The organism is Streptomyces mashuensis (genome assembly GCF_014654785.1).
Classification (GTDB): Bacteria; Actinomycetota; Actinomycetes; order Streptomycetales; family Streptomycetaceae; genus Streptomyces; species Streptomyces mashuensis.
Map to the genome: position 1 here is coordinate 71,321 of NZ_BNBD01000015.1, position 18,635 is coordinate 89,955.

16 protein-coding genes and 1 tRNA gene are annotated in these 18,635 nt (G+C 69.0%); 7 read left to right on the forward strand and 10 right to left on the reverse strand.

Features of this window, described 5'->3' with window-relative positions:
* Positions 1-112: 112 nt before the first annotated feature.
* Together IE305_RS27175 and pyk are read left to right on the forward strand one after the other, a co-directional pair.
* The gene (locus IE305_RS27175) at positions 113-835 is read left to right on the forward strand and encodes an SIMPL domain-containing protein (protein ID WP_190132416.1); all 723 of its coding nucleotides are present in this window, start codon (positions 113-115) and stop codon (positions 833-835) included.
* Between the two features lie 155 nt (positions 836-990).
* On the forward strand, positions 991-2,415 hold the full coding sequence (gene pyk, locus IE305_RS27180; protein ID WP_190132417.1) for a pyruvate kinase: 1,425 nt from the start codon (positions 991-993) through the stop codon (positions 2,413-2,415).
* Positions 2,416-2,477: 62 nt separating this feature from the next.
* Here pyk and IE305_RS27185 read toward each other — a convergent pair whose 3' ends face one another.
* Positions 2,478-2,771 (reverse strand): winged helix-turn-helix transcriptional regulator, encoded by a 294-nt coding sequence (locus tag IE305_RS27185; RefSeq protein WP_308440279.1) that lies wholly within the window; start codon positions 2,769-2,771, stop codon positions 2,478-2,480.
* Positions 2,772-2,928: 157 nt separating this feature from the next.
* Between IE305_RS27185 and IE305_RS27190 the strand changes: the two genes are divergently transcribed.
* The 3 genes from IE305_RS27190 to IE305_RS27200 all read left to right on the forward strand — a co-directional run bounded on the left by IE305_RS27190 (position 2,929) and on the right by IE305_RS27200 (position 5,145).
* Positions 2,929-3,804, forward strand: coding sequence for an NAD(P)-dependent oxidoreductase (locus IE305_RS27190; RefSeq protein ID WP_190132419.1), 876 nt, complete (start codon positions 2,929-2,931; stop codon positions 3,802-3,804).
* Positions 3,805-3,890: 86 nt separating this feature from the next.
* Positions 3,891-4,382 (forward strand): carboxymuconolactone decarboxylase family protein, encoded by a 492-nt coding sequence (locus tag IE305_RS27195; protein WP_190132420.1) that lies wholly within the window; start codon positions 3,891-3,893, stop codon positions 4,380-4,382.
* Between the two features lie 118 nt (positions 4,383-4,500).
* Positions 4,501-5,145 (forward strand): LysE family translocator, encoded by a 645-nt coding sequence (locus IE305_RS27200; protein ID WP_190132421.1) that lies wholly within the window; start codon positions 4,501-4,503, stop codon positions 5,143-5,145.
* On the opposite strand, the gene IE305_RS27205 is transcribed toward IE305_RS27200, so the two are convergent.
* Both IE305_RS27205 and IE305_RS27210 read right to left on the reverse strand, forming a co-directional pair.
* Positions 5,142-5,930: a helix-turn-helix domain-containing protein gene (locus IE305_RS27205; RefSeq protein ID WP_190132422.1), complete on the reverse strand. Its 789-nt coding sequence runs from the start codon at positions 5,928-5,930 to the stop codon at positions 5,142-5,144. The two genes, IE305_RS27200 and IE305_RS27205, sit on opposite strands and share 4 nt — an antisense overlap.
* A gap of 106 nt (positions 5,931-6,036) precedes the next feature.
* Positions 6,037-6,110, reverse strand: a tRNA-Leu gene (locus tag IE305_RS27210).
* A 98-nt stretch (positions 6,111-6,208) separates the two neighbouring features.
* On the opposite strand from IE305_RS27210, the gene IE305_RS27215 reads away from it, so the two are divergent.
* Complete coding sequence (locus tag IE305_RS27215) at positions 6,209-6,859, forward strand: ANTAR domain-containing response regulator (protein ID WP_190132423.1); 651 nt, start codon at positions 6,209-6,211, stop codon at positions 6,857-6,859.
* A gap of 84 nt (positions 6,860-6,943) precedes the next feature.
* On the opposite strand, the gene IE305_RS27220 is transcribed toward IE305_RS27215, so the two are convergent.
* The 7 genes from IE305_RS27220 to IE305_RS27250 form a co-directional block, all read right to left on the reverse strand.
* Complete coding sequence (locus tag IE305_RS27220; protein ID WP_190132424.1) at positions 6,944-7,675, reverse strand: ABC transporter ATP-binding protein; 732 nt, start codon at positions 7,673-7,675, stop codon at positions 6,944-6,946.
* Complete coding sequence (locus IE305_RS27225) at positions 7,672-8,460, reverse strand: ABC transporter ATP-binding protein (protein ID WP_190132425.1); 789 nt, start codon at positions 8,458-8,460, stop codon at positions 7,672-7,674. Before IE305_RS27225 ends, IE305_RS27220 begins: the two co-directional genes overlap by 4 nt.
* Positions 8,457-10,217, reverse strand: coding sequence for a branched-chain amino acid ABC transporter permease (locus IE305_RS27230; protein WP_190132426.1), 1,761 nt, complete (start codon positions 10,215-10,217; stop codon positions 8,457-8,459). The genes IE305_RS27225 and IE305_RS27230 overlap by 4 nt, the downstream gene beginning before the upstream one ends.
* A gap of 5 nt (positions 10,218-10,222) precedes the next feature.
* Positions 10,223-11,152, reverse strand: coding sequence for a branched-chain amino acid ABC transporter permease (locus IE305_RS27235; RefSeq protein WP_190132427.1), 930 nt, complete (start codon positions 11,150-11,152; stop codon positions 10,223-10,225).
* A gap of 15 nt (positions 11,153-11,167) precedes the next feature.
* Entirely contained in the window at positions 11,168-12,394 is a 1,227-nt protein-coding gene (locus IE305_RS27240; protein WP_190132487.1) for a branched-chain amino acid ABC transporter substrate-binding protein, read from the reverse strand.
* Positions 12,395-12,746: 352 nt separating this feature from the next.
* Positions 12,747-13,208, reverse strand: a complete 462-nt coding sequence (locus IE305_RS27245; RefSeq protein ID WP_190132428.1) for a PaaI family thioesterase — start codon at positions 13,206-13,208, stop codon at positions 12,747-12,749.
* Positions 13,209-13,299: 91 nt separating this feature from the next.
* Complete coding sequence (locus tag IE305_RS27250) at positions 13,300-15,600, reverse strand: FdhF/YdeP family oxidoreductase (RefSeq protein WP_190132429.1); 2,301 nt, start codon at positions 15,598-15,600, stop codon at positions 13,300-13,302.
* Positions 15,601-15,848: 248 nt separating this feature from the next.
* On the opposite strand from IE305_RS27250, the gene polA reads away from it, so the two are divergent.
* On the forward strand, positions 15,849-18,506 hold the full coding sequence (gene polA / locus IE305_RS27255; protein WP_190132430.1) for a DNA polymerase I: 2,658 nt from the start codon (positions 15,849-15,851) through the stop codon (positions 18,504-18,506).
* Positions 18,507-18,635 lie beyond the last annotated feature (129 nt).

Consider the following 18,635-nt stretch of genomic DNA (forward strand, 5'->3'; position numbering starts at 1 on the left):
CGGCCAACGCGCGTAGATTCTGGCCCGCCCACCACACCCACCGACACCTCGCACCCGTGCGATCCCCGTCACCCCCGCACCCCACCACCCCACGCCCTGCCACCCTGGGGCCATGACCACACCCCAGCCCTACGGAACCCCCGACACCCCCCGCATCGCCGTACGCGGCGAAGCCCACCTCGAAACCGACCCCGACCTCGCCCACCTCGGCATCGGCATCACCGCCCGCGGCACCGACCGCCACACCACCCTCGACGACCTCACCCGCCGCCACCACGCCGTCCAGCAACTCCTCACCCGCTACGGCAACGCCCTCCACCACACCGAAACCAGCCACCTCACCCTCACCCCCGAACTCACCACCAACAGCCGCACCGAACGCATCCGCGCTTACCACGGCCACATCCACCTCACCGCCACCCTCACCGACTTCACCGCCCTCCCCGACCTCACCGACCACCTCGCCCGACTCGAACTCACCAGCATCGACGGCCCCTGGTGGAGCCTCCGCCCCGACTCCCCCGCCCACACCCGCGCCCGCCAGGAAGCCGTCCACGACGCCCTCCGCCGCGCCCGCGAATACGCCGCCGCCCTCGGCTCCCACCTCACCGCCCTCGTCGAACTCGCCGACACCGCCGCCGACCACCCCACCCCCACCCACGGCCCCCACCCCGCACCACACCCCACCGCCTTCCGCACCGCCGGCTTCGCCGACGACCACGCAGCCGGCGGCACCCACGGGAGCACCACCCCCACCCTCGACCTCAGCCCCCGACGCCAAACCGTCCACGCCCACGTCAACGCACGGTTCACCATGACCCCGCCCAAGCTCTGACCGCCCCGCACGACACCCGCACGCCCCCCGCCGGAGCGCTCATCAGAGCACCCCTCCGCACGTTTCAATAAGTGTCAACAAGCCTTTACCGGAAGGACGTTGGAGAGACCCGCCACGCCAATTCTCTACCCACCGGTAAGCCCTATGGTCGTGCCATGCGCCGAGCAAAAATCGTCTGCACCCTGGGGCCCGCCACCGACTCGTACGAGCAGATCAAGGCACTCGTGGACGCCGGCATGGACGTGGCCCGCCTCAACCTCAGCCACGGCACCTACGCCGACCACGAAACCCGCTACCAGCGCGTCCGCAAGGCCGCCGACGAAACCGGCCGCAGCATCGGCGTACTCGCCGACCTTCAAGGCCCGAAGATCCGCCTGGGCCACTTCCGCGAAGGCCCCGTACTCCTCGAACCCGGCGACGAATTCACCATCACCGTCAACGACACCGAAGGCGACCGCCACCACTGCGGAACCACCTACAAAGGACTCGCCACCGACGTCACCCCAGGCGAACACATCCTCGTCGACGACGGCCGCGTCACCCTCCAGGTCCTCGAAATCCACGGACCCCGCATCAAAACCCTCGTCATCGACGGCGGCATGATCTCCGACCACAAAGGACTCAACCTCCCCGGCGTCGCCGTCTCCGTCCCCGCTCTCTCCGACAAGGACGCCGAAGACCTCCGCTGGGCCCTCCGCACCGGAGCCGACATCATCGCCCTCTCCTTCGTCCGCTCCGCCCACGACATCACCGACGTCCACCGCATCATGGACGAAGAAGGCCGCCGCCTCCCCGTCATCGCAAAAATCGAAAAACCCCAGGCCGTCCAGAACCTCGACGACATCGTCGCCGCATTCGACGGCATCATGATCGCCCGCGGCGACCTCGGCGTCGAAATGCCCCTCGAAACCGTCCCCATCGTCCAGAAGCGCGCCATCAAACTCGCCCGCCGCAACGCCAAACCCGTCATCGTCGCCACCCAAATGCTCGACTCGATGATCGACGCACCCCGCCCCACCCGAGCCGAAGCCTCCGACGTCGCCAACGCCGTCCTCGACGGCACCGACGCCGTCATGCTCAGCGGCGAAACCAGCATCGGCAAACACCCCGTCGAAACCGTCCGCACCATGGACCGCATCCTCGCCGCAGCCGAACACGACCTCCTCGCCGCCGGCCTCCCACCCCTCAGCGAACGCACCAAACCCCGCACCCAAGGCGGCGCCGTCGCCCGCGCAGCCGCCGAAATGGGCGACTTCCTCCACGCCGACTACCTCGTCGCCTTCACCCAATCCGGTGACACCGCACGACGCCTCTCCCGCTACCGCTCACCCATCCCCCTCCTCGCCTTCACCCCCGACCCCGCCACCCGCAACCAACTCACCCTCACCTGGGGCGTCACCACCTACCTCGGCCCCATGGTCCAAACCACCGACGCCATGGTCCGACAAGTCGACGAACACCTCCTCCACATCGGCCGCTGCCACCCCGGCGACACCGTCATCATCACCGCCGGCTCACCACCCGGCACCCCCGGTACCACCAACCTCGTCCGCGTCCACCACATCGGCGAACCCACATGAACACCGGACCGAAATAGACACCGGCCCAAACAAAAAGGGCCCGGAAACCCGGGCCCCACCCCCTACCCCACCTCACGCAAACGAGGCAACACAAACTCCTTCCCCCACACCCCCAACGGCGCCAACGCCCCGTTCAACAACACCCCCGCCTCCGTCAACGAATACACCACCCGCGGCGGCACCTCGTCATACACCTCACGCACCACCACCCCATCCCCCTCCAACTCCCGCAACTGCGCCGCCAGCACCTTCTCGCTGACCCCCGGCAACAACCGCCGCAACTCACCGAACCGGCACGACCGCTCCGCCAACGCCCACAAAATCAACACCTTCCACTTCCCACCCACCACATCCATCGCCGCATCCAACCCACACACATACGACCCCGGACGCCGCACCACCATCGCAACAACCTCCCACCCCAACGCTGACCAGCACACTCACCCCGAGGTAACCACCCACAACAAAGTACGTACTTGCCGCCACCCCAGAGCCAAACGCAGCCTAAACGCCATGACCACCACCAACCCCACGCCCCTCACCCTCCTCGGCCTCGGCGCCATGGGCACCGCCCTCGCCCACACCTGGCTCACCGCCGGTCACCCCCTCACCATCTGGAACCGCAGCCCCCACCGCGCCCAAGCCCTCACCACCCACGGCGCCACCGCCGCCCCCACCCCCGCCGACGCCATCGCCGCCAACCAGCTCATCGTCGTCTGCCTCCTCGACGACGCCAGCGTCGAAGAAACCCTCACCGGCACCGACCTCACCGGCAAGGACATCGTCAACCTCACCACCAGCACCCCCGACCAAGCCCGCACCCGCGCCACCTGGGCCGAACAACACGGCGCCCGCTACCTCGACGGCGGCATCATGGCCGTACCCCCCATGATCGGAAACCCCGACACCGGCGCCTACGTCCTCTACAGCGGCAACCGCCCCCTCTACGACACGCACTGGCGCACCCTCGCCGTCCCCGCCTCCACCACCTACCTCGGCGAGAACCCCGGCCACGCCGCCCTCTACGACGTCGCCCTCCTCAGCGGCATGTACGGCATGATCGCCGGCATCACCCACGCCTACGCCCTCCTCCGCGCCGACCACATCCCCACCCAGGACTTCGCTCCCCTCCTCACCTCCTGGCTCACCGCCATGACCTTCACCGCCCCCAAAACAGCCCACCAGCTCGACACCGGCGACTACACCAAGGACGTCGTCTCCAACCTCGCCATGCAGGCCGGCGCCGACACACTCCTCCGCACCGCCCAGGACCAAGGCGTCAGCACCGAGCTCCTCGCCCCCTTCGTCGACCTCATGAAGCGCCGCGTCGCCGACGGCCACGGCGACGAAGAATTCGCCGGCCTCGTCGACCTCCTCCGCACCACCTGAAAAAAATCCGCACCCACCCGTCACACACCCGCGCCGCCATCCGTCAGAGCAGTGACAGCAACCACGAACCACTGACGGAGACCCCCATGGCAACGCCCACCACCACCGGCCCCCGCATGACCGACGACCCCACCACCCTCGTCCCCGAACTGGCGGAGGTCTCGGCAGCCCTCTTCAAGGCCGTCGGCAACCGCACCATCCCCCGCACCACCATCAGCCTCATCCAGCTCCGCGCCGGCCAGATCGTCGGCAACACGTACCTGACCGTGCTCCACACCGACTTCCTCCGGAAGGCCGGCGAGACCGAGCAGCGCATCACGGCCGTCGCATCGTGGAAGGACGCGCCCTACTTCACGGACGCGGAGCGGGCGGCGCTCGCCCTGGTCGAAGCGGTCCTCCAGCCCGCGGTGCAGGGCGAGCGGGTGCCGGACGAGCTGTACGAGGAGGCCGCCCGGCACTACGAGCCGAAGGCACTGGCAACGCTGATGATCGCCATCGGGCAGGTCAACTTCTTCATCCCGATCGCGCTCATCGCCAAGCCGATACCGGGGCGAGGCTTCAACGAGCCCTGGAAGTAGGCACCACAACGCGGGGCCCGGCAACGGGCCCCGCAGCCGGCCAGAACACCCGGCAACAAGGGCCGTATCCTGACGCAGGCCATGTCAGCGCCGCCCCGCTAAAGATCAGGAGCCACCAATGATCAGCCCGGCCGCAGCGGGAGGAGTGGCCCTGATCGAACTGGGCATGGCCCTCACCCCCGGACCCAACATGATCCACCTCGCCTCCCGCGCCATCACCCAAGGCCGCAGAGCAGGCCTCGTCAGCCTCAGCGGAACCGCCGCCGGATTCCTCTGCTACCTCCTGGCCGCAGCCGCCGGCCTCTCCGCGCTCTTCGCCGCCGTGCCCCTCGCGTACACAGCCGTCAAACTCGCCGGCGCCGCCTACCTCGCCCACCTCGCCTGGACCATGCTCAAGCCCGGCGGCCGCTCACCCTTCACCCCCGCCCACAACCTCCCCCCGCTCTCCGACGCCCGCCTCTTCTCCATGGGCCTCCTCACCAACCTGCTCAACCCCAAGATCGCCCTCATGTACGCCGCGCTCCTGCCCCAGTTCATGAACCCCCACGCCGGCCCGGACTGGGCCCAACTCCTCCAACTCGGCGGCATACAGATCATCGTCGGCCTCACCGTGAACGCCCTCATCATGCTCGGCGCAGCACGCGTATCCGGATACCTGGCCACCCGGCCCCGCGCACTGACCGCCCAGCGACTCGCCTCAGGCAGCCTGCTCGGCATCTTCGCGCTGCGCACCGCGCTGTCCCGTACGCCTGCCTCGGCCTAGCACTTCGGGCCGATGTGGGCGTCCATGAGGGCGACGGAGTCGCGGCGGGCTATGGAGATGTTGTAGGGGTTCGTGCCGCGGCGGGTCACCTTCCACTCCACGCCGACCCGGTCGAGGGTCTCGCCGCAGAGTCGCAGGAGGTCCTCGGACTTGTTGGTGAAGAAGTAGCGCGGGTACTCGTACCGCTTGCGTTCACCGCCGACCATGCGGGTCGTCCAGTTGGTGATGCGGCACCCGTCGGAGTGGACGAGGCCGCGTATGAAGCCCCACGGGTGTGCGTCCACGATGCGTTGCTGCCAGGGCTCCAGGGCGATGGTTCGTTCGTGCTTCTTCCCGGGCCCGTGCTGTGGGAAGACGCACGGCAGGTGCTTGGAGTAGACCTTCACGTTGTGGCAGCCGGTCCGTCGCACCCGACAGACGGAGTTGTCGGGGAAGACGGCCTTCATGGCGGCCTCGCAGGAGTCCATCAGACCGGGCCAGTTGTCGCCGCAGGTGATCATGAGGCTGGGTACTCGGTGCTGCGAGTACTGGATGATGTGGCCGTCGCCCAGGTACAGGGCCAGTAAGTAGGAGTAGGCAGCCTCGTTCAGCGGTCGGCCGTCGCACCGTGGGCAGGGTCGGTTGGGTTTTCCGGGTAGAGATCCGCGTCTCGTTCGCTCTTGGTGGAGCCAGTAGCCGACGGTCCCGGCGGGGACGGACAGCCGTCGGGCCACCTCGGCGTTGGTGACGCCGGACTGGATCAGGTCGAGAGCCTTCTGTCGCACGTCAGTGCCATGAAGTTGCATGCAGTCACTCTGCGTGACTGCTTCGCGGCACGCCAGGAGAATGAGGGAAATTCACGCGACGGTGAGATTCCGCTTTTCTGGATGCCCTTGGATTCAAAGGTCAGAGTGCCCCGAGTGGGATTCGAACCCACACTGTCGGTGGTTTGAGCACCGTCTCTCTAACCGTTGGAGTACCGGGGCCTACGATACGAAGGTCGCGAGGTCAACCTTCGTGCCTCAAACATACAGGACCTAGGTAGGCTCGTGGGGCACTACCCCTGTCCGTAACGAGGAGACCCGTGAGCGCCGCCGAGCCCCAGCCGTCCGCCGTCGACGAGCCGCAGCACACCCCTCCCCACACCACGCGCGTCGTGATCGCCGAGGACGAGGCCCTCATCCGGCTCGACCTCAAGGAGATGCTCGAGGAGGAGGGCTACACCGTCGTGGGCGAGGCCGGCGACGGGGAGACCGCCGTGGAGCTGGCCCGTGAGCACCGGCCCGACCTGGTGATCCTCGACGTGAAGATGCCCGTCCTGGACGGGATCTCCGCCGCCGAGCGGATCGCCGGTGAGTCGATCGCGCCCGTGCTCATGCTCACCGCCTTCTCGCAGCGCGACCTCGTCGAGCGGGCTCGGGACGCCGGTGCCATGGCGTACCTCGTGAAGCCGTTCAGCAAGAGCGATGTCGTGCCGGCGATCGAGATGGCCGTGTCGCGGTTCTCGGAGCTGCGGGCGCTGGAGAAGGAGGTCGAGGACCTCACGCAGCGGCTGGAGACGCGGAAGCTCGTGGACCGGGCGAAGAGCATTCTGCAGACGCAGTACGGGTTGTCCGAGCCGGCGGCGTTCCGGTGGATCCAGAAGACGTCGATGGATCGTCGTATGTCGATGCAGCAGGTGGCTGAGGCGGTCATCGAGGACGACCGGGAGAAGAAGGCCGGTAAGGGGGAGTAGTTTTCCTTCCCCTTCTTCTCCGTCTTCCCCGTTTTTTGAAAAGGGTTCGCATTGTGCGGGCCCTTTTTCTTTTTTTGTTTTCGCTTAGTCCTCGCCCAGGTATGCCTTTCTCACCGACGTGTCGTGCAGGAGTTGCGCCCCCGTCCCCGACAGGACGATTCTGCCGACCTCCATGACGTGTGCCTGGTCGGCGAGGGCGAGTGCTGCCTGGGCGTTCTGTTCGACGAGCAGGATCGTCGTTCCCGCGGCCTTGAGTTCGGCGATGGTGTCCATGATTTTCCGCATCATGATCGGGGAGAGTCCCATGGACGGTTCGTCGAGCATGAGGAGTTTGGGGCGGGACATGAGGGCGCGGCCCATGGCGAGCATTTGTTGTTCGCCGCCGGAGAGTGTGCCGGCGGGTTGGCGGGCGCGTTCGGCGAGGACGGGGAAGAGGGCGTGGACGCGCTGGAGGTCGTCGTTGACGGCGGTGGTGTCCTTGCGGAGGTAGGCGCCGAGCTGGAGGTTTTCGGTGATGGTGAGGCGGGGGAAGATGTGGCGGCCTTCGGGGGAGTGGGCGAGGCCGAGGGCGACGATGCGGTGGGCGGGGGTGCCGTTGAGGGTGTGGCCGTTGAAGTGGATGGTGCCGGAGCGTGGGGGGAGGAGGCCGGAGAGGGCGCGGAGGGTGGTGGTCTTTCCGGCGCCGTTGGTGCCGATGAGGGTGACGACTTCGCCGGGGTGGACGGTGAAGGTGATGCCTTTGACGGCTTCGATTTTTCCGTAGGCGACGTGGAGGTCGTGGACTTCGAGGAGGGGCGGGGCGTGGGGTGGTGTCATCGGGGGTCTTCCTCCGGGGTGCCGAGGTAGGCGGCGATGACGCGGGGGTCGGCCTGGACGGTGGTGGGGGTGCCTTCGGTGAGTTTTTGTCCTTGGACGAGGACGGCGACGCGGTCGCAGAGGTTGAAGATGAAGCGCATGTCGTGCTCGATGACGAGGACGGCGGTGCCGCGGGCGCGGATGGCGTGGACGAGGTGTTCGGTGGCGCGGGTTTCCTGGGGGTTCATTCCGGCGGTGGGTTCGTCCAGGAGGAGGAGTCCGGGTTCGCTGGCGAGGGCGCGGGCGATTTCGAGTTTTCGTTGTTCGCCATAGGGGAGGTTGCGGGCGAGGTGGTCGCTTTTCCGGGTGAGGCCGGTGAATTCGAGGAGTTCGGTGGCGTGTTGGCGTGAAGTGTGTTCGGCGCGGTGGTGTGCGGGGGTGCGGAGGAGGGCGGAGAGGAGTCCTTCGTGGGTGCGGGTGTGGCGGCCGACGAGGACGTTTTCGAGGACGGTCATGTTGGGGAAGAGACGGATGTTCTGGAAGGTGCGGGCGATTCCGATGCGGGTGACGAGGTGGGGGCGTGTGGGGAGGGGTTTGCCGGCGTAGGTGATGGTGCCTTCGTCGGGGGTGTAGAGGCCGGTGAGGCAGTTGAAGAGGGTGGTTTTTCCGGCGCCGTTGGGTCCGATGAGGCCGAGGATTTCGTCGGGGTGGACGGTGAGGTCGACGGCGCGTACGGCGGTGAGGCCGCCGAAGCGCATGGTGATGCCGGTGGCGTGGAGGAGGGGTGGGGCGGGGTTGGGGGTCATGGCGTGGGTGCTTTCGCCGTCGGGGTCTCGGGTTCGTGGAATTCGAGTTGTTTGCGGCGGTCGACGACGAGCCCTTCGGGGCGGAATCGCATGAGGAGGATGAGGGCGAGTCCGAAGAGGAGGAGCTGGTAGTCCTGCATGAAGTCGAGTTTGCTCGGGATGAGGTAGAGGAGGGCGGCGCCGAGGAGGGGGCCGGTGATGGTGCCCATGCCGCCGAGGATGACGGCGGCGAGGAGGAAGGCGGAGTTGGGTGGGACGGTGCCGGCGAATTGGTACTGGTCGGGGGTGGCGGTGGTGATGACGTGGGCGTGGATGGTGCCGGCGAGGCCGGCGAGGGCGGCGCCGAGGGCGAAGGCGAGGAGTTTGAGGCGGAAGGCGTTGATGCCCATGGCGGTGGCGGCGGTTTCGTCTTCGCGGATGGCGATCCAGGCGCGGCCGGTGCGGGAGTCGGTGGCGCGGCGGAAGACGAGGACGACGGTGAGGGTGGCGAGGAGCATGAGGAGGTAGTAGTTGCCGAATCGGCCGATGGGGATGCCGAGGAGGTGGTGGGTGGTGCCGAAGTTGAAGCCGAGGATGTTGAGTTCGGGGATGTTGGGGATGCCCATGGCGCCGTTGGTGATGTCGGGGCCGGTTTTGCCGTTGAGGTTGGTCATGGTGATGCGGAAGATCTCGCCGAAGCCGAGGGTGACGATGGCGAGGTAGTCGCCGCGGAGGCGGAGGGTGGGGGCGCCGATGAGGATGCCGAAGAGGAGGGAGGCGGCGATGCCGGTGAGGACGGCGGCCCAGAAGGGGAAGCGGGCGTGGAGGGCGGATTCGGGGGAGCCGGAGACGAGGGCGGCGGTGTAGGCGCCGACGCCGAGGAAGGCGACGTAGCCGAGGTCGAGGAGGCCGGCGAGGCCGACGACGACGTTGAGGCCGAGGGCGACGGTGGCGAAGACGAGGATGCTGGTGGCGAGGTTGGTGTAGGTGTCGTTGGTCTGGGTGAGGGGGAAGCAGGCGGCGGCGGTGAAGGCGGCGGTGAGGGTGGTGGTGCGGTGTTTGGTGGTGAGGTGGTTGAGGCGGGTGGTGAGTCCGGCGCGGTGGAGGGCGGCGAGGCCGGTGGCGGTGAGGATGAGGTAGCCGGTGAAGAGTTCGCCGTAGTCGGTGTCGATGCCGTAGGTGAGGAGCAGGAGGCCGAGGGCGAAGGCGGCGGCGATGGTGAGGGTCTCGGCCCAGGTGGGGAGGGTGCGGGGTGGGGGTGGTGGGGGGCCGGGGGTGAGGCTGTGGCGGAGGCGTTGCCAGGGGGTGCGGCGGGTGGTCTCGGTGGTGGTGGGTGCGGTGTTCGGTAGGGCGAGGGCGCCGGTGAGGGTGAGGAGGGAGGCGGCGCCGGCTGCGTAGCCGCCGGGTTCGAGGTTGACGAGGCCGCCGAGGTCGAGGGTGATGGCGGCGAGGGTGTACCAGGTGGCGGCGAAGGTGCCGAGGGCGAGGAGGAGGGTGGGCGGGGTGGTTCCGGCGGGGGCGAGGAGGCGTTGGAGGCGTGGGGGTGCGAGGGCGGTTGTGGCGTAGAGGAGGGTGAGGGTGGCGCCGGTGAGGGTGATGGTTTGGAGGCCGCCGGGGTAGCCGTTGATGGTGAGGTTGCCGGGGAAGGTGGTGGTCCAGGTCCAGGCGAGGAAGGTGGTGGCGAGGGTGAGGGTGGCGCCGGTGAGGGTGGTGAGGTGGGCGGCGCGTGGGGGGAGGGGGATGACGGGGGTGGCGGGTTGGGTTTGTGCGTGGGTCATGGGGATCACGCCCGATCCGCGACGCGTTCGCCGAGCAGGCCCTGGGGCCGTAGCAGCAGGACGAGGATGAGGAGGACGAAGGCCCAGACGTCCTTCCAGGAGCCGCCGCCGAATTGGGCCATGCCGGGGATGTGGTCGATGTAGCCGGTGGCGAGGGCTTCGGCGATGCCGAGGACGAGGCCGCCGAGCATGGCGCCGTAGATGTTGCCGATGCCGCCGAGGACGGCGGCGGTGAAGGCTTTGAGGCCGGTGATGAAGCCCATGCGGAAGTCGACCTGGCCGTATTTGAGGCCGTGGGCGACGGCGGCGACGGCGGCGAAGGCGGCGCCGATGGTGAAGGCGATGACGATGATGCGGTCGGTGTCGATGCCCATGAGGCGGGCGGTGTCGGGGTCCTGGGCGGTGGCTTGCATGCCGCGGCCGGTGCGGGTGCGGGAGACGAAGAGGCCGAGGGCGGTCATGCAGAGGGGTGCGGCGATGAGGAGGAAGAGTTCGCCGCGTTGGACGGTGGCGCCGAGGAGGTGCAGGGAGTCGCCGGTGAACTGGGGGAAGACGCGGGCTTTTTTGGCGTCGGGGTACCACTTCCAGACGGCTTGCTGGAGGGCGATGGACAGGCCGATGGCGGTGATGAGGGGGGCGAGGCGGGGTGCGCCGCGGAGGGGTCGGTAGGCGAAGCGTTCGGCGGTGACGGCGATGGCGACGGCGGCGGTGATGCCGCCGGCGATCATGAGGGGGAGGGCGAGGAGGAGGGGGGTGGCGGCGGGGAGGGCGAGGTGGACGGTGAGGGCGCCGAATCCGCCGATCATGAAGATCTCGCCGTGGGCGAAGTTGATGAGCTGGACGATGCCGTAGACCATCGTGTAGCCGATGGCGATGAGGCCGTACATGGCGCCGAGGATGATGCCGTTGGCCAGTTGCTGGGGGAGCTGGTGCACCGCCGGCCTCCGGTGTCAGTTCTTCTTGTACGGGGCGCTGTGGCGGGCCTTCCATTGGGTGCCGTCGACCTGGTAGGCGGTGATCATGGTGTTGGTGGTGTCGCCGTACTGGTCGAAGGAGACGGGGCCGGTGACGCCGTCGAATTTCACTTTGTTGAGGGCTTCGACGATTTTGGTGCGGGGGTTGTCGGGGAGTTTTCCGCCGTTTTCGGTGACGACGGTCTTGACGGCTTGGATGATGGCCCAGGTGGCGTCGTAGGTGGAGCCGCCGTAGGCCTCGTAGCGGTCTTTGTAGCCTGCGGCTTTGTAGTCGGCGATGAATTTTTTGGCGGAGTCGAGTTGTTCGACGGGTTTGCCGACGGAGGTGGCGTAGTCGCCTGCGGATTTTTTGTTGAGGGTGATGTAGTCGGCGCTGTACATGCCGTCGCCGCCCATGAGGGGGACGGTGACGCCGCCGTCCTTGAGTTGTTGGCTGAGGGGGGCGGCTGCGGGGTATTCGCCGCCGTAGAAGACGAGGTCGGGGGTGGTGGCCTTGGCTTTGGAGACGATGGCTTTGAAGTCGCGGTCCTCGGGGTTGACGTGTTCGGTGCCGACGACGGTGCCGCCCATGGCGGTGAATTTGGCGGCGAAGGCGGCGGCGAGGCCGACGCCGTAGGTCTTCTGGTCGTCGATGACGTAGACCTTGCGGGCCTTGATCTGTTCGTAGGCGTACTGGCCGCCGAAGGCGCCTTGTACTTCGTCGGTGGTGGCGGTGCGGAAGTAGGTGGTGAACTGGCGTTTGCGGTTGTTCTGTTTCCAGTCCTTGCCCTGGGTGAGGTCGGGGGTGGTGTTGGCGGGGGAGATGAGGGCGAGGTTGTTGGCCTGGGCGACCTGTTGCATGGACTGGGCGACGCTGGAGTTGAGGGGGCCGACGATGCCGACGACGCGTTTGTCGCCGGCGAGTTTGGTGGCGTTCTGCTGGCCGGAGGTGGGCTGGGCCTGGTCGTCGAGGGGGAGGAATTTGAAGGTGACGCCGGGGACTTCTTTGGTCTTGTTGGCGTTGGTGACGGCGAGGTGGGCGGAGTTCTTGATGCCCTGGCCGAGGGCGGAGAGGTCGCCGGTGAGGGGGGAGTCGAGGCCGATGGCGACGGTGGTGGTCTTTCCGCCGGGGTTGCCGGTGGTGCCGGTGTCCTTGTCGTCGCGTGATCCGCAGGCGGTGAGGGCGAGGGTGCCCGTGGTGAGGGCGGTGGCGATGATGAGCAGGGGTCGGTGGCGCACGGTGGGTTCCTTTCCCTGGCGCGGCCCTGGGTGAGGTGCCGTCAGCGCCCGCCGGGCGGCGAGGGTGCGGGGAAGGTCCGGGGTGGTGGAAGTGCGTCCGTGGGGTGGGGCGTGGGGTGGTGCGTGGCGTGGGTGTGCAACCGCCCGGTCGGGTGGTGATGGGCCGTGACTGTAAGGGTGTCCGGCGGCGAGGGGCAGAGGTGGTCCGCACGCTGTGACTGTCTTGTTATGGCGCAGGTCACGGTGGGGCTGGGGGTGCGGCTTGTGGGTGTGCGGGGTTCCGCTCCGGGCGGGGGTGGGGTCCCGGGCCGGGGTGGGGGCCGGCCCGGGGGTGGGGTCACGCGGTCTTGGCGTCGCGGATGGCGCAGGTCAGGCGGGCGGTGCAGACGCGGCGGCCTTGTTCGTCGGTGATGACGATGTCGTAGGTGGCACTGGTGCGGCCGCGGTGGACGGGGGTGGCGGTGCCGGTGACGAGGCCGGAGCGTACGCCGCGGTGGTGGGTGCAGTTGAGGTCGACGCCGACGGCGAGGCGTTGGGGGCCGGCGTGGAGCATGGCGCCGACGGAGCCGAGGGTTTCGGCGAGGACGGCGGAGGCGCCGCCGTGGAGGAGGCCGTAGGGCTGGGTGTTGCCTTCGACGGGCATGGTGCCGACGACGTGGTCGGGGGAGGCTTCGACGACGTGGATGCTCATGCGTTCGCCGAGGTGACCGGCGGAGAAGAGGGCGTTGAGGTCGAGTCCGCTGTCGGCCCACTGGTCGAGGACCTCCGGGGGGAAGGTGGTGGTGCGGTGCTCGCCCATGCGCCTGTCTCCGATCGCCTGTGTCCGGTGTGGGTGGTGTGTGGTGCGGGTGGTGTCCGGTGAACGTTTTTTCAGGTGAACGCCGTGATCGTCAACCGTTGTCGGTGGGTCGGGCACCGTTGGCGGGTTCGAGGCGGATGACGACGGACTTGCTGGCGGGGGTGTTGCTGGCGTCGGCGGTGTGGTCGAGGGGGACGAGGACGTTGGTCTCGGGGTAGTAGGCGGCGGCGCAGCCGCGGGCGGTGGGGTAGTGGACGACGCGGAAGCCTTCGACGCGGCGTTCGGTGCCGTCGGTCCATTCGCTGACGAGGTCGGTGTAGGAGCCGTCGGGGAGGCCGTGGGCGTGGGCGTCGTCGGGGTGCAGGAGGACGACGCGGCGGCCGCCGCGGATGCCGCGGTAGCGGTCGTCGAGGCCGTAGATGGTGGTGTTGTACTGGTCGTGGGAGCGGAGGGTCTGGAGGAGGAGCCGGCCGTCGGGGACGTGGGGGTGTTCGACGGTGGAGGCGGTGAAGTTGGCTTTCCCGGTGGTGGTGGGGAAGCGGCGTTCGTCGCGGGGGGCGTGGGGGAGGGTGAAGCCGCCGGGGCGGGCGACGCGGGTGTTGAAGTCCTCGAAGCCGGGGATGACGCGGGCGATGCGGTCGCGGATGGTGGCGTAGTCCTTTTCGAACTCGTCCCAGGGTGTGGTGGTGCGGTCGCCGAGGACGCGGCGGGCGAGGCGGCAGACGATGGCGGGTTCGGAGAGGAGGTGGGGTGCGGCGGGTTCGAGGCGGCCGCGGGAGGCGTGGACCATGCCCATGGAGTCCTCGACGGTGACGAACTGGTCGCCGGTGGCCTGGCGGTCGCGTTCGGTGCGGCCGAGGGTGGGGAGGATGAGGGCGCGCGCTCCGGTGATGACGTGGGAGCGGTTGAGTTTGGTGGAGACGTGCACGGTGAGGCGGGCGCGGCGTACGGCGGCCTCGGTGACGTCGGTGTCGGGGGTGGCGGCGACGAAGTTGCCGCCCATGGCCATGAAGACCTTGGCGGTGCCGTCGCGGAGGGCGCGGATGGCGCGGACGACGTCGAGGCCGTGGTGGCGGGGCGGGGTGAAGCCGAATTCCTTCTGGAGGGCGTCGAGGAAGGCGGGGGAGGGGCGTTCGAAGATGCCCATGGTGCGGTCGCCCTGGACGTTGCTGTGGCCGCGGACGGGGCAGACGCCGGCGCCGGGGCGGCCGACGGCGCCGCGCAGGAGGAGGAGGTTGACGACTTCCTTGATGGTGTTGACGGCGTGCTTGTGCTGGGTGAGGCCCATGGCCCAGCAGACGATGGGGCGGCGGGCGGCGAGGACCATGTCGGCGGCGGTCTCGATCTCGTCGCGTCGTAGGCCGGTGGCGCGGAGGGTCTCGTCCCAGTCGGCGGTGAGGGCGGTGCGGCGGAATTCCTCGTAGCCGTGGGTGTGGGTGTCGACGAAGGCGGTGTCGACGGCGCCGTCGGTCTCCAGGACGCGCTTGCAGAGCATGCGGAAGAGGGCGTGGTCGCCGCCGAGGCGGATCTGGAGGAAGAGGTCGGTGAGGGGGGTGCCGCCGAGGGCGAGACCGCGGGCGTTCTGGGGGTTCTTGAAGCGCTGGAGGCCGGCTTCGGGGAGCGGGTTGACGGTGATGATCTTCGTGCCGCCGGCCTTGGCCTTTTCGAGGGCGCTGAGCATGCGGGGGTGGTTGGTGCCGGGGTTCTGTCCGGCGACGATGATCAGGTCGGCCTTGTGGAGGTCGTGGAGGAGGACGCTGCCCTTGCCGACGCCGAGGGTGTCGGTGAGGGCGGAGCCGGACGACTCGTGGCACATGTTGGAGCAGTCGGGCAGGTTGTTGGTGCCGAGTTCGCGGGCGAGGAGCTGGTAGAGGAAGGCGGCTTCGTTGCTGGTGCGGCCGGAGGTGTAGAAGACGGCTTCGTCGGGGCTGTCGAGGGCGGTGAGTTCGCCGGCGATGATCTCGAAGGCGCGGTCCCAGGTGACGGGCTCGTAGTGGTCGGCGCCCTCGGGCAGGTACATGGGGTGGGTGAGGCGGCCCTGCTGGCCGAGCCAGTAGCCGCTGCGGCCGGCGAGGTCGGTGACGGAGTGCTCGGCGAAGAAGGCGGGGGTGACGCGGCGGAGGGTGGCTTCCTCGGCGACGGCCTTGGCGCCGTTCTCGCAGAATTCGGCGGCGTGGCGCTTGTCGGGTTCGGGCCAGGCGCAGCCGGGGCAGTCGAAGCCGTCCTTCTGGTTGACCTTGAGGAGGGTGAGGGCGGTGCGGCGCAGTCCCATTTGTTGCTGGGCGATGCGCAGGGTGTGACCGATGGCGGGGAGGCCGGCGGCGGCGTGCTGCGGGGCGGTGACGTCGGGTGCGTCCTGTACGGGATCGCCGGTGGGCGGCTTGCTCGCCATGTCGCTCCCCCTTGAGCGGTGGGTGGTGGGTACGCGCGCGTGCGCGGGTGGGCCGATCCTGTCACGGGGGTGGGTCGTGGGGGAGTGACGGGTGGGGGCGCGGGCTGCCGTGGCCGGGTTTGTCAGTGGGCCGTGGCAGGATCGGGGGCGTGGCAGCAAAGGCATCGAATACCGCATCCCAGGCGAGCGAAGCGAACGGACCGGCCGGCGGCGGGGCTGTGGAGGGAGGTCGTCCCCGTCTGTTGTTGATGGACGGGCACTCCATGGCGTACCGGGCGTTCTTCGCGCTGCCCGCGGAGAATTTCACGACCACGTCGGGTCAGACGACGAACGCGGTGTACGGCTTCGCGTCGATGCTGGCGAACACGTTGCGTGACGAGCAGCCGACGCATTTCGCGGTGGCGTTCGACGTGTCGCGGAAGACGTGGCGGTCGGAGGAGTTCCCGGAGTACAAGGCGACGCGGTCGAAGACGCCGGACGACTTCAAGGGCCAGGTGGCGCTGATCGGCGAGATGCTGGACGCGATGGGCGTGCAGCGGTTCGCCGTGGACGGTTTCGAGGCCGACGACGTGATCGCCACGCTGGCCACGCAGGCCGAGGCGCTGGGGTACGAGGTGCTGATCGTCACGGGTGACCGGGACTCGTTCCAGCTGGTGTCGGATGCGGTGACGGTGCTGTACCCGACGAAGGGCGTGTCGGAGCTGACGCGGTTCACGCCGGAGAAGGTCGTGGAGAAGTACGGGCTGTCGCCGCAGCAGTACCCGGATTTCGCGGCGCTGCGCGGTGACCCGTCGGACAACCTGCCGGGTATTCCGGGGGTGGGGGAGAAGACGGCCGCGAAGTGGATCAACCAGTTCGGTTCGTTCGCGGAGCTGGTGGAGCGGGTCGAGGAGGTCAAGGGCAAGGCCGGGCAGAATCTGCGTGATCACCTGGAGGCGGTGAAGCTCAACCGCCGTCTGACGGAGATGGTGCGGGACGTGGAGCTGCCGGTGGGGCCGGAGGGCCTGGCGCGGGCGGCGTACGACCGGCTGGCGCTGGTGACGCTGCTGGAGCGGCTGGAGATCCGCAACCAGGGGCTGCGGGACCGTCTGCTGGCGGCCGATCCGGGTGCGGAGTCGGCGGAGGCGGCGGAGCCGGAGGCCGGCGCCGAGGTGGACGGTGTGGTGCTGGGCACGGGCGAGCTGGCGCCGTGGCTGGCGGAGCACGCTGGTGCGCCGCTGGGCCTGGCGGTCACGGACACCTGGTCGCTGGGCAGTGGCCGGGTGAGCGAGGTGGCGCTGGCGACGGCGGAGGGCCCGGCGGCCTGGTTCGACCCGGCGGAGCTGGACGAGGCGGACGAGAAGGCGTTCGCGGCCTGGTGCGCGGATGCGGACCGGCCGAAGGTGACGCACGACGCGAAGGCGGTGCTGCGGTCGTTCGCCGAGCACGGCTGGGCGCTGGCCGGTGTGACGATGGACACGGCGCTGGCGGCGTATCTGGTGAAGCCGGGGCGCCGGTCGTTTGCGCTGGACACGCTGTCGGTGGAGTACCTGGGCCGGGAGCTGGCCACCGCGGCGGCGTCGGACGGGCAGCTGGCGTTCGGCGCGGACGAGCGGGCCGAGGCGGACGCCCTGATGGGCCGGGCGCGTACGGTGCTGGACCTGGGCGGTGCGTTCACGGGCCGGCTGAAGGACGTGGGCGCGGCGGAGCTGTTGACGGATGTCGAGCTGCCGACGAGCACGATGCTGGCGGGCCTGGAGCGGGCGGGCATTGCCGCGGACCGGTCGTGGCTGGAGCGCATGGAGCAGCAGTTCGCGGCGGCCGTGCAGCAGGCGGTGACGGAGGCGCACGCGGCGGCGGGCCGGGAGTTCAACCTGGGGTCGCCGAAGCAGCTGCAGGAGGTGCTCTTCGGGGAGCTGGGGCTGCCGAGGACGAAGAAGACGAAGACCGGGTACACGACGGACGCGGACGCGCTGGCGTGGCTGGCGGCGCAGACGGACAACGAGCTGCCGGTGATCATGCTGCGGCACCGTGAGCAGTCGAAGCTGCGGTCCACGGTGGAGGGCCTGATCAAGGCGATCGCGCCCGACGGCCGGATCCACACCACGTTCAACCAGACGGTGGCGGCCACGGGCCGGCTGTCGTCGACCGACCCGAACCTGCAGAACATTCCGGTGCGCACGGACGAGGGCCGGGCCATCCGGCGCGGTTTCGTGGTCGGTGAGGGCTACGAGTCGCTGATGACGGCGGACTACAGCCAGATCGAGCTGCGGGTGATGGCCCACCTGTCGGAGGACGAGGGGCTGATCGAGGCGTTCGCCTCGGGCGAGGACCTGCACACCACGGTGGCCTCCCAGGTGTTCGGCGTCGCGAAGAGCGAGGTCGACCCGGAGATGCGCCGCAAGATCAAGGCGATGTCGTACGGCCTGGCGTACGGTCTGTCGGCGTTCGGCCTGTCGCAGCAGCTGAACATCTCGCCGGACGAGGCGCGCCGCCTGATGGACACGTTCTTCGAGCGGTTCGGCGGGGTCCGCGACTACCTGCAGCGGGTGGTGGAGGAGGCGCGTGCGACGGGCTACACGGAGACGATGCTCGGCCGTCGCCGCTACCTGCCGGACCTGAACAGCGACAACCGGCAGCGTCGTGAGATGGCCGAGCGGATGGCGCTGAACGCCCCGATCCAGGGCACGGCCGCGGACATCGTGAAGATCGCGATGCTGCGGGTCGGGGAGGCGCTGGCCGCCGAGCGGCTCGTGTCGCGGATGCTGCTCCAGGTCCACGACGAAATCGTGCTGGAGATCGCGCCGGGCGAGCGGGAGAAGGTGGAGGCGCTGGTCCGCCGGGAGATGGCCGGTGCGGTGGAGCTGCGTGCCCCGCTGGACGTGTCGGTGGGCGTCGGCAAGGACTGGGAGTCGGCCGCGCACTGACGTGCGCCGACGGCGTCCGGCCACCGGGCTGGCCCCTGCGTGGGGGCCGGCCCGGTGGCGTTTTCCGGCGGGAGGTGGCGGTGGCCGTCTTCTCATCCCGTGGTGCCCTTGCTACGGTGCGCCTTCACT

Bases quoted from the DNA above. Each gene is read 5' to 3' on its own strand.
- IE305_RS27230 (WP_190132426.1), bottom strand. From the start codon at position 10,217: ATGACCCACGCACAAACCCAACCCGCCACCCCCGTCATCCCCCTCCCC.
- IE305_RS27195 (WP_190132420.1), top strand. From the start codon at position 3,891: ATGGCAACGCCCACCACCACCGGCCCCCGCATGACCGACGACCCCACC.
- IE305_RS27225 (WP_190132425.1), bottom strand. From the start codon at position 8,460: ATGACCCCCAACCCCGCCCCACCCCTCCTCCACGCCACCGGCATCACC.
- IE305_RS27175 (WP_190132416.1), top strand. From the start codon at position 113: ATGACCACACCCCAGCCCTACGGAACCCCCGACACCCCCCGCATCGCC.
- IE305_RS27250 (WP_190132429.1), bottom strand. From the start codon at position 15,600: ATGGCGAGCAAGCCGCCCACCGGCGATCCCGTACAGGACGCACCCGAC.
- IE305_RS27200 (WP_190132421.1), top strand. From the start codon at position 4,501: ATGATCAGCCCGGCCGCAGCGGGAGGAGTGGCCCTGATCGAACTGGGC.
- pyk (WP_190132417.1), top strand. From the start codon at position 991: ATGCGCCGAGCAAAAATCGTCTGCACCCTGGGGCCCGCCACCGACTCG.
- IE305_RS27205 (WP_190132422.1), bottom strand. From the start codon at position 5,930: ATGCAACTTCATGGCACTGACGTGCGACAGAAGGCTCTCGACCTGATC.
- polA (WP_190132430.1), top strand. From the start codon at position 15,849: ATGGACGGGCACTCCATGGCGTACCGGGCGTTCTTCGCGCTGCCCGCG.
- IE305_RS27245 (WP_190132428.1), bottom strand. From the start codon at position 13,208: ATGGGCGAGCACCGCACCACCACCTTCCCCCCGGAGGTCCTCGACCAG.
- IE305_RS27185 (WP_308440279.1), bottom strand. From the start codon at position 2,771: ATGGATGTGGTGGGTGGGAAGTGGAAGGTGTTGATTTTGTGGGCGTTG.
- IE305_RS27220 (WP_190132424.1), bottom strand. From the start codon at position 7,675: ATGACACCACCCCACGCCCCGCCCCTCCTCGAAGTCCACGACCTCCAC.
- IE305_RS27190 (WP_190132419.1), top strand. From the start codon at position 2,929: ATGACCACCACCAACCCCACGCCCCTCACCCTCCTCGGCCTCGGCGCC.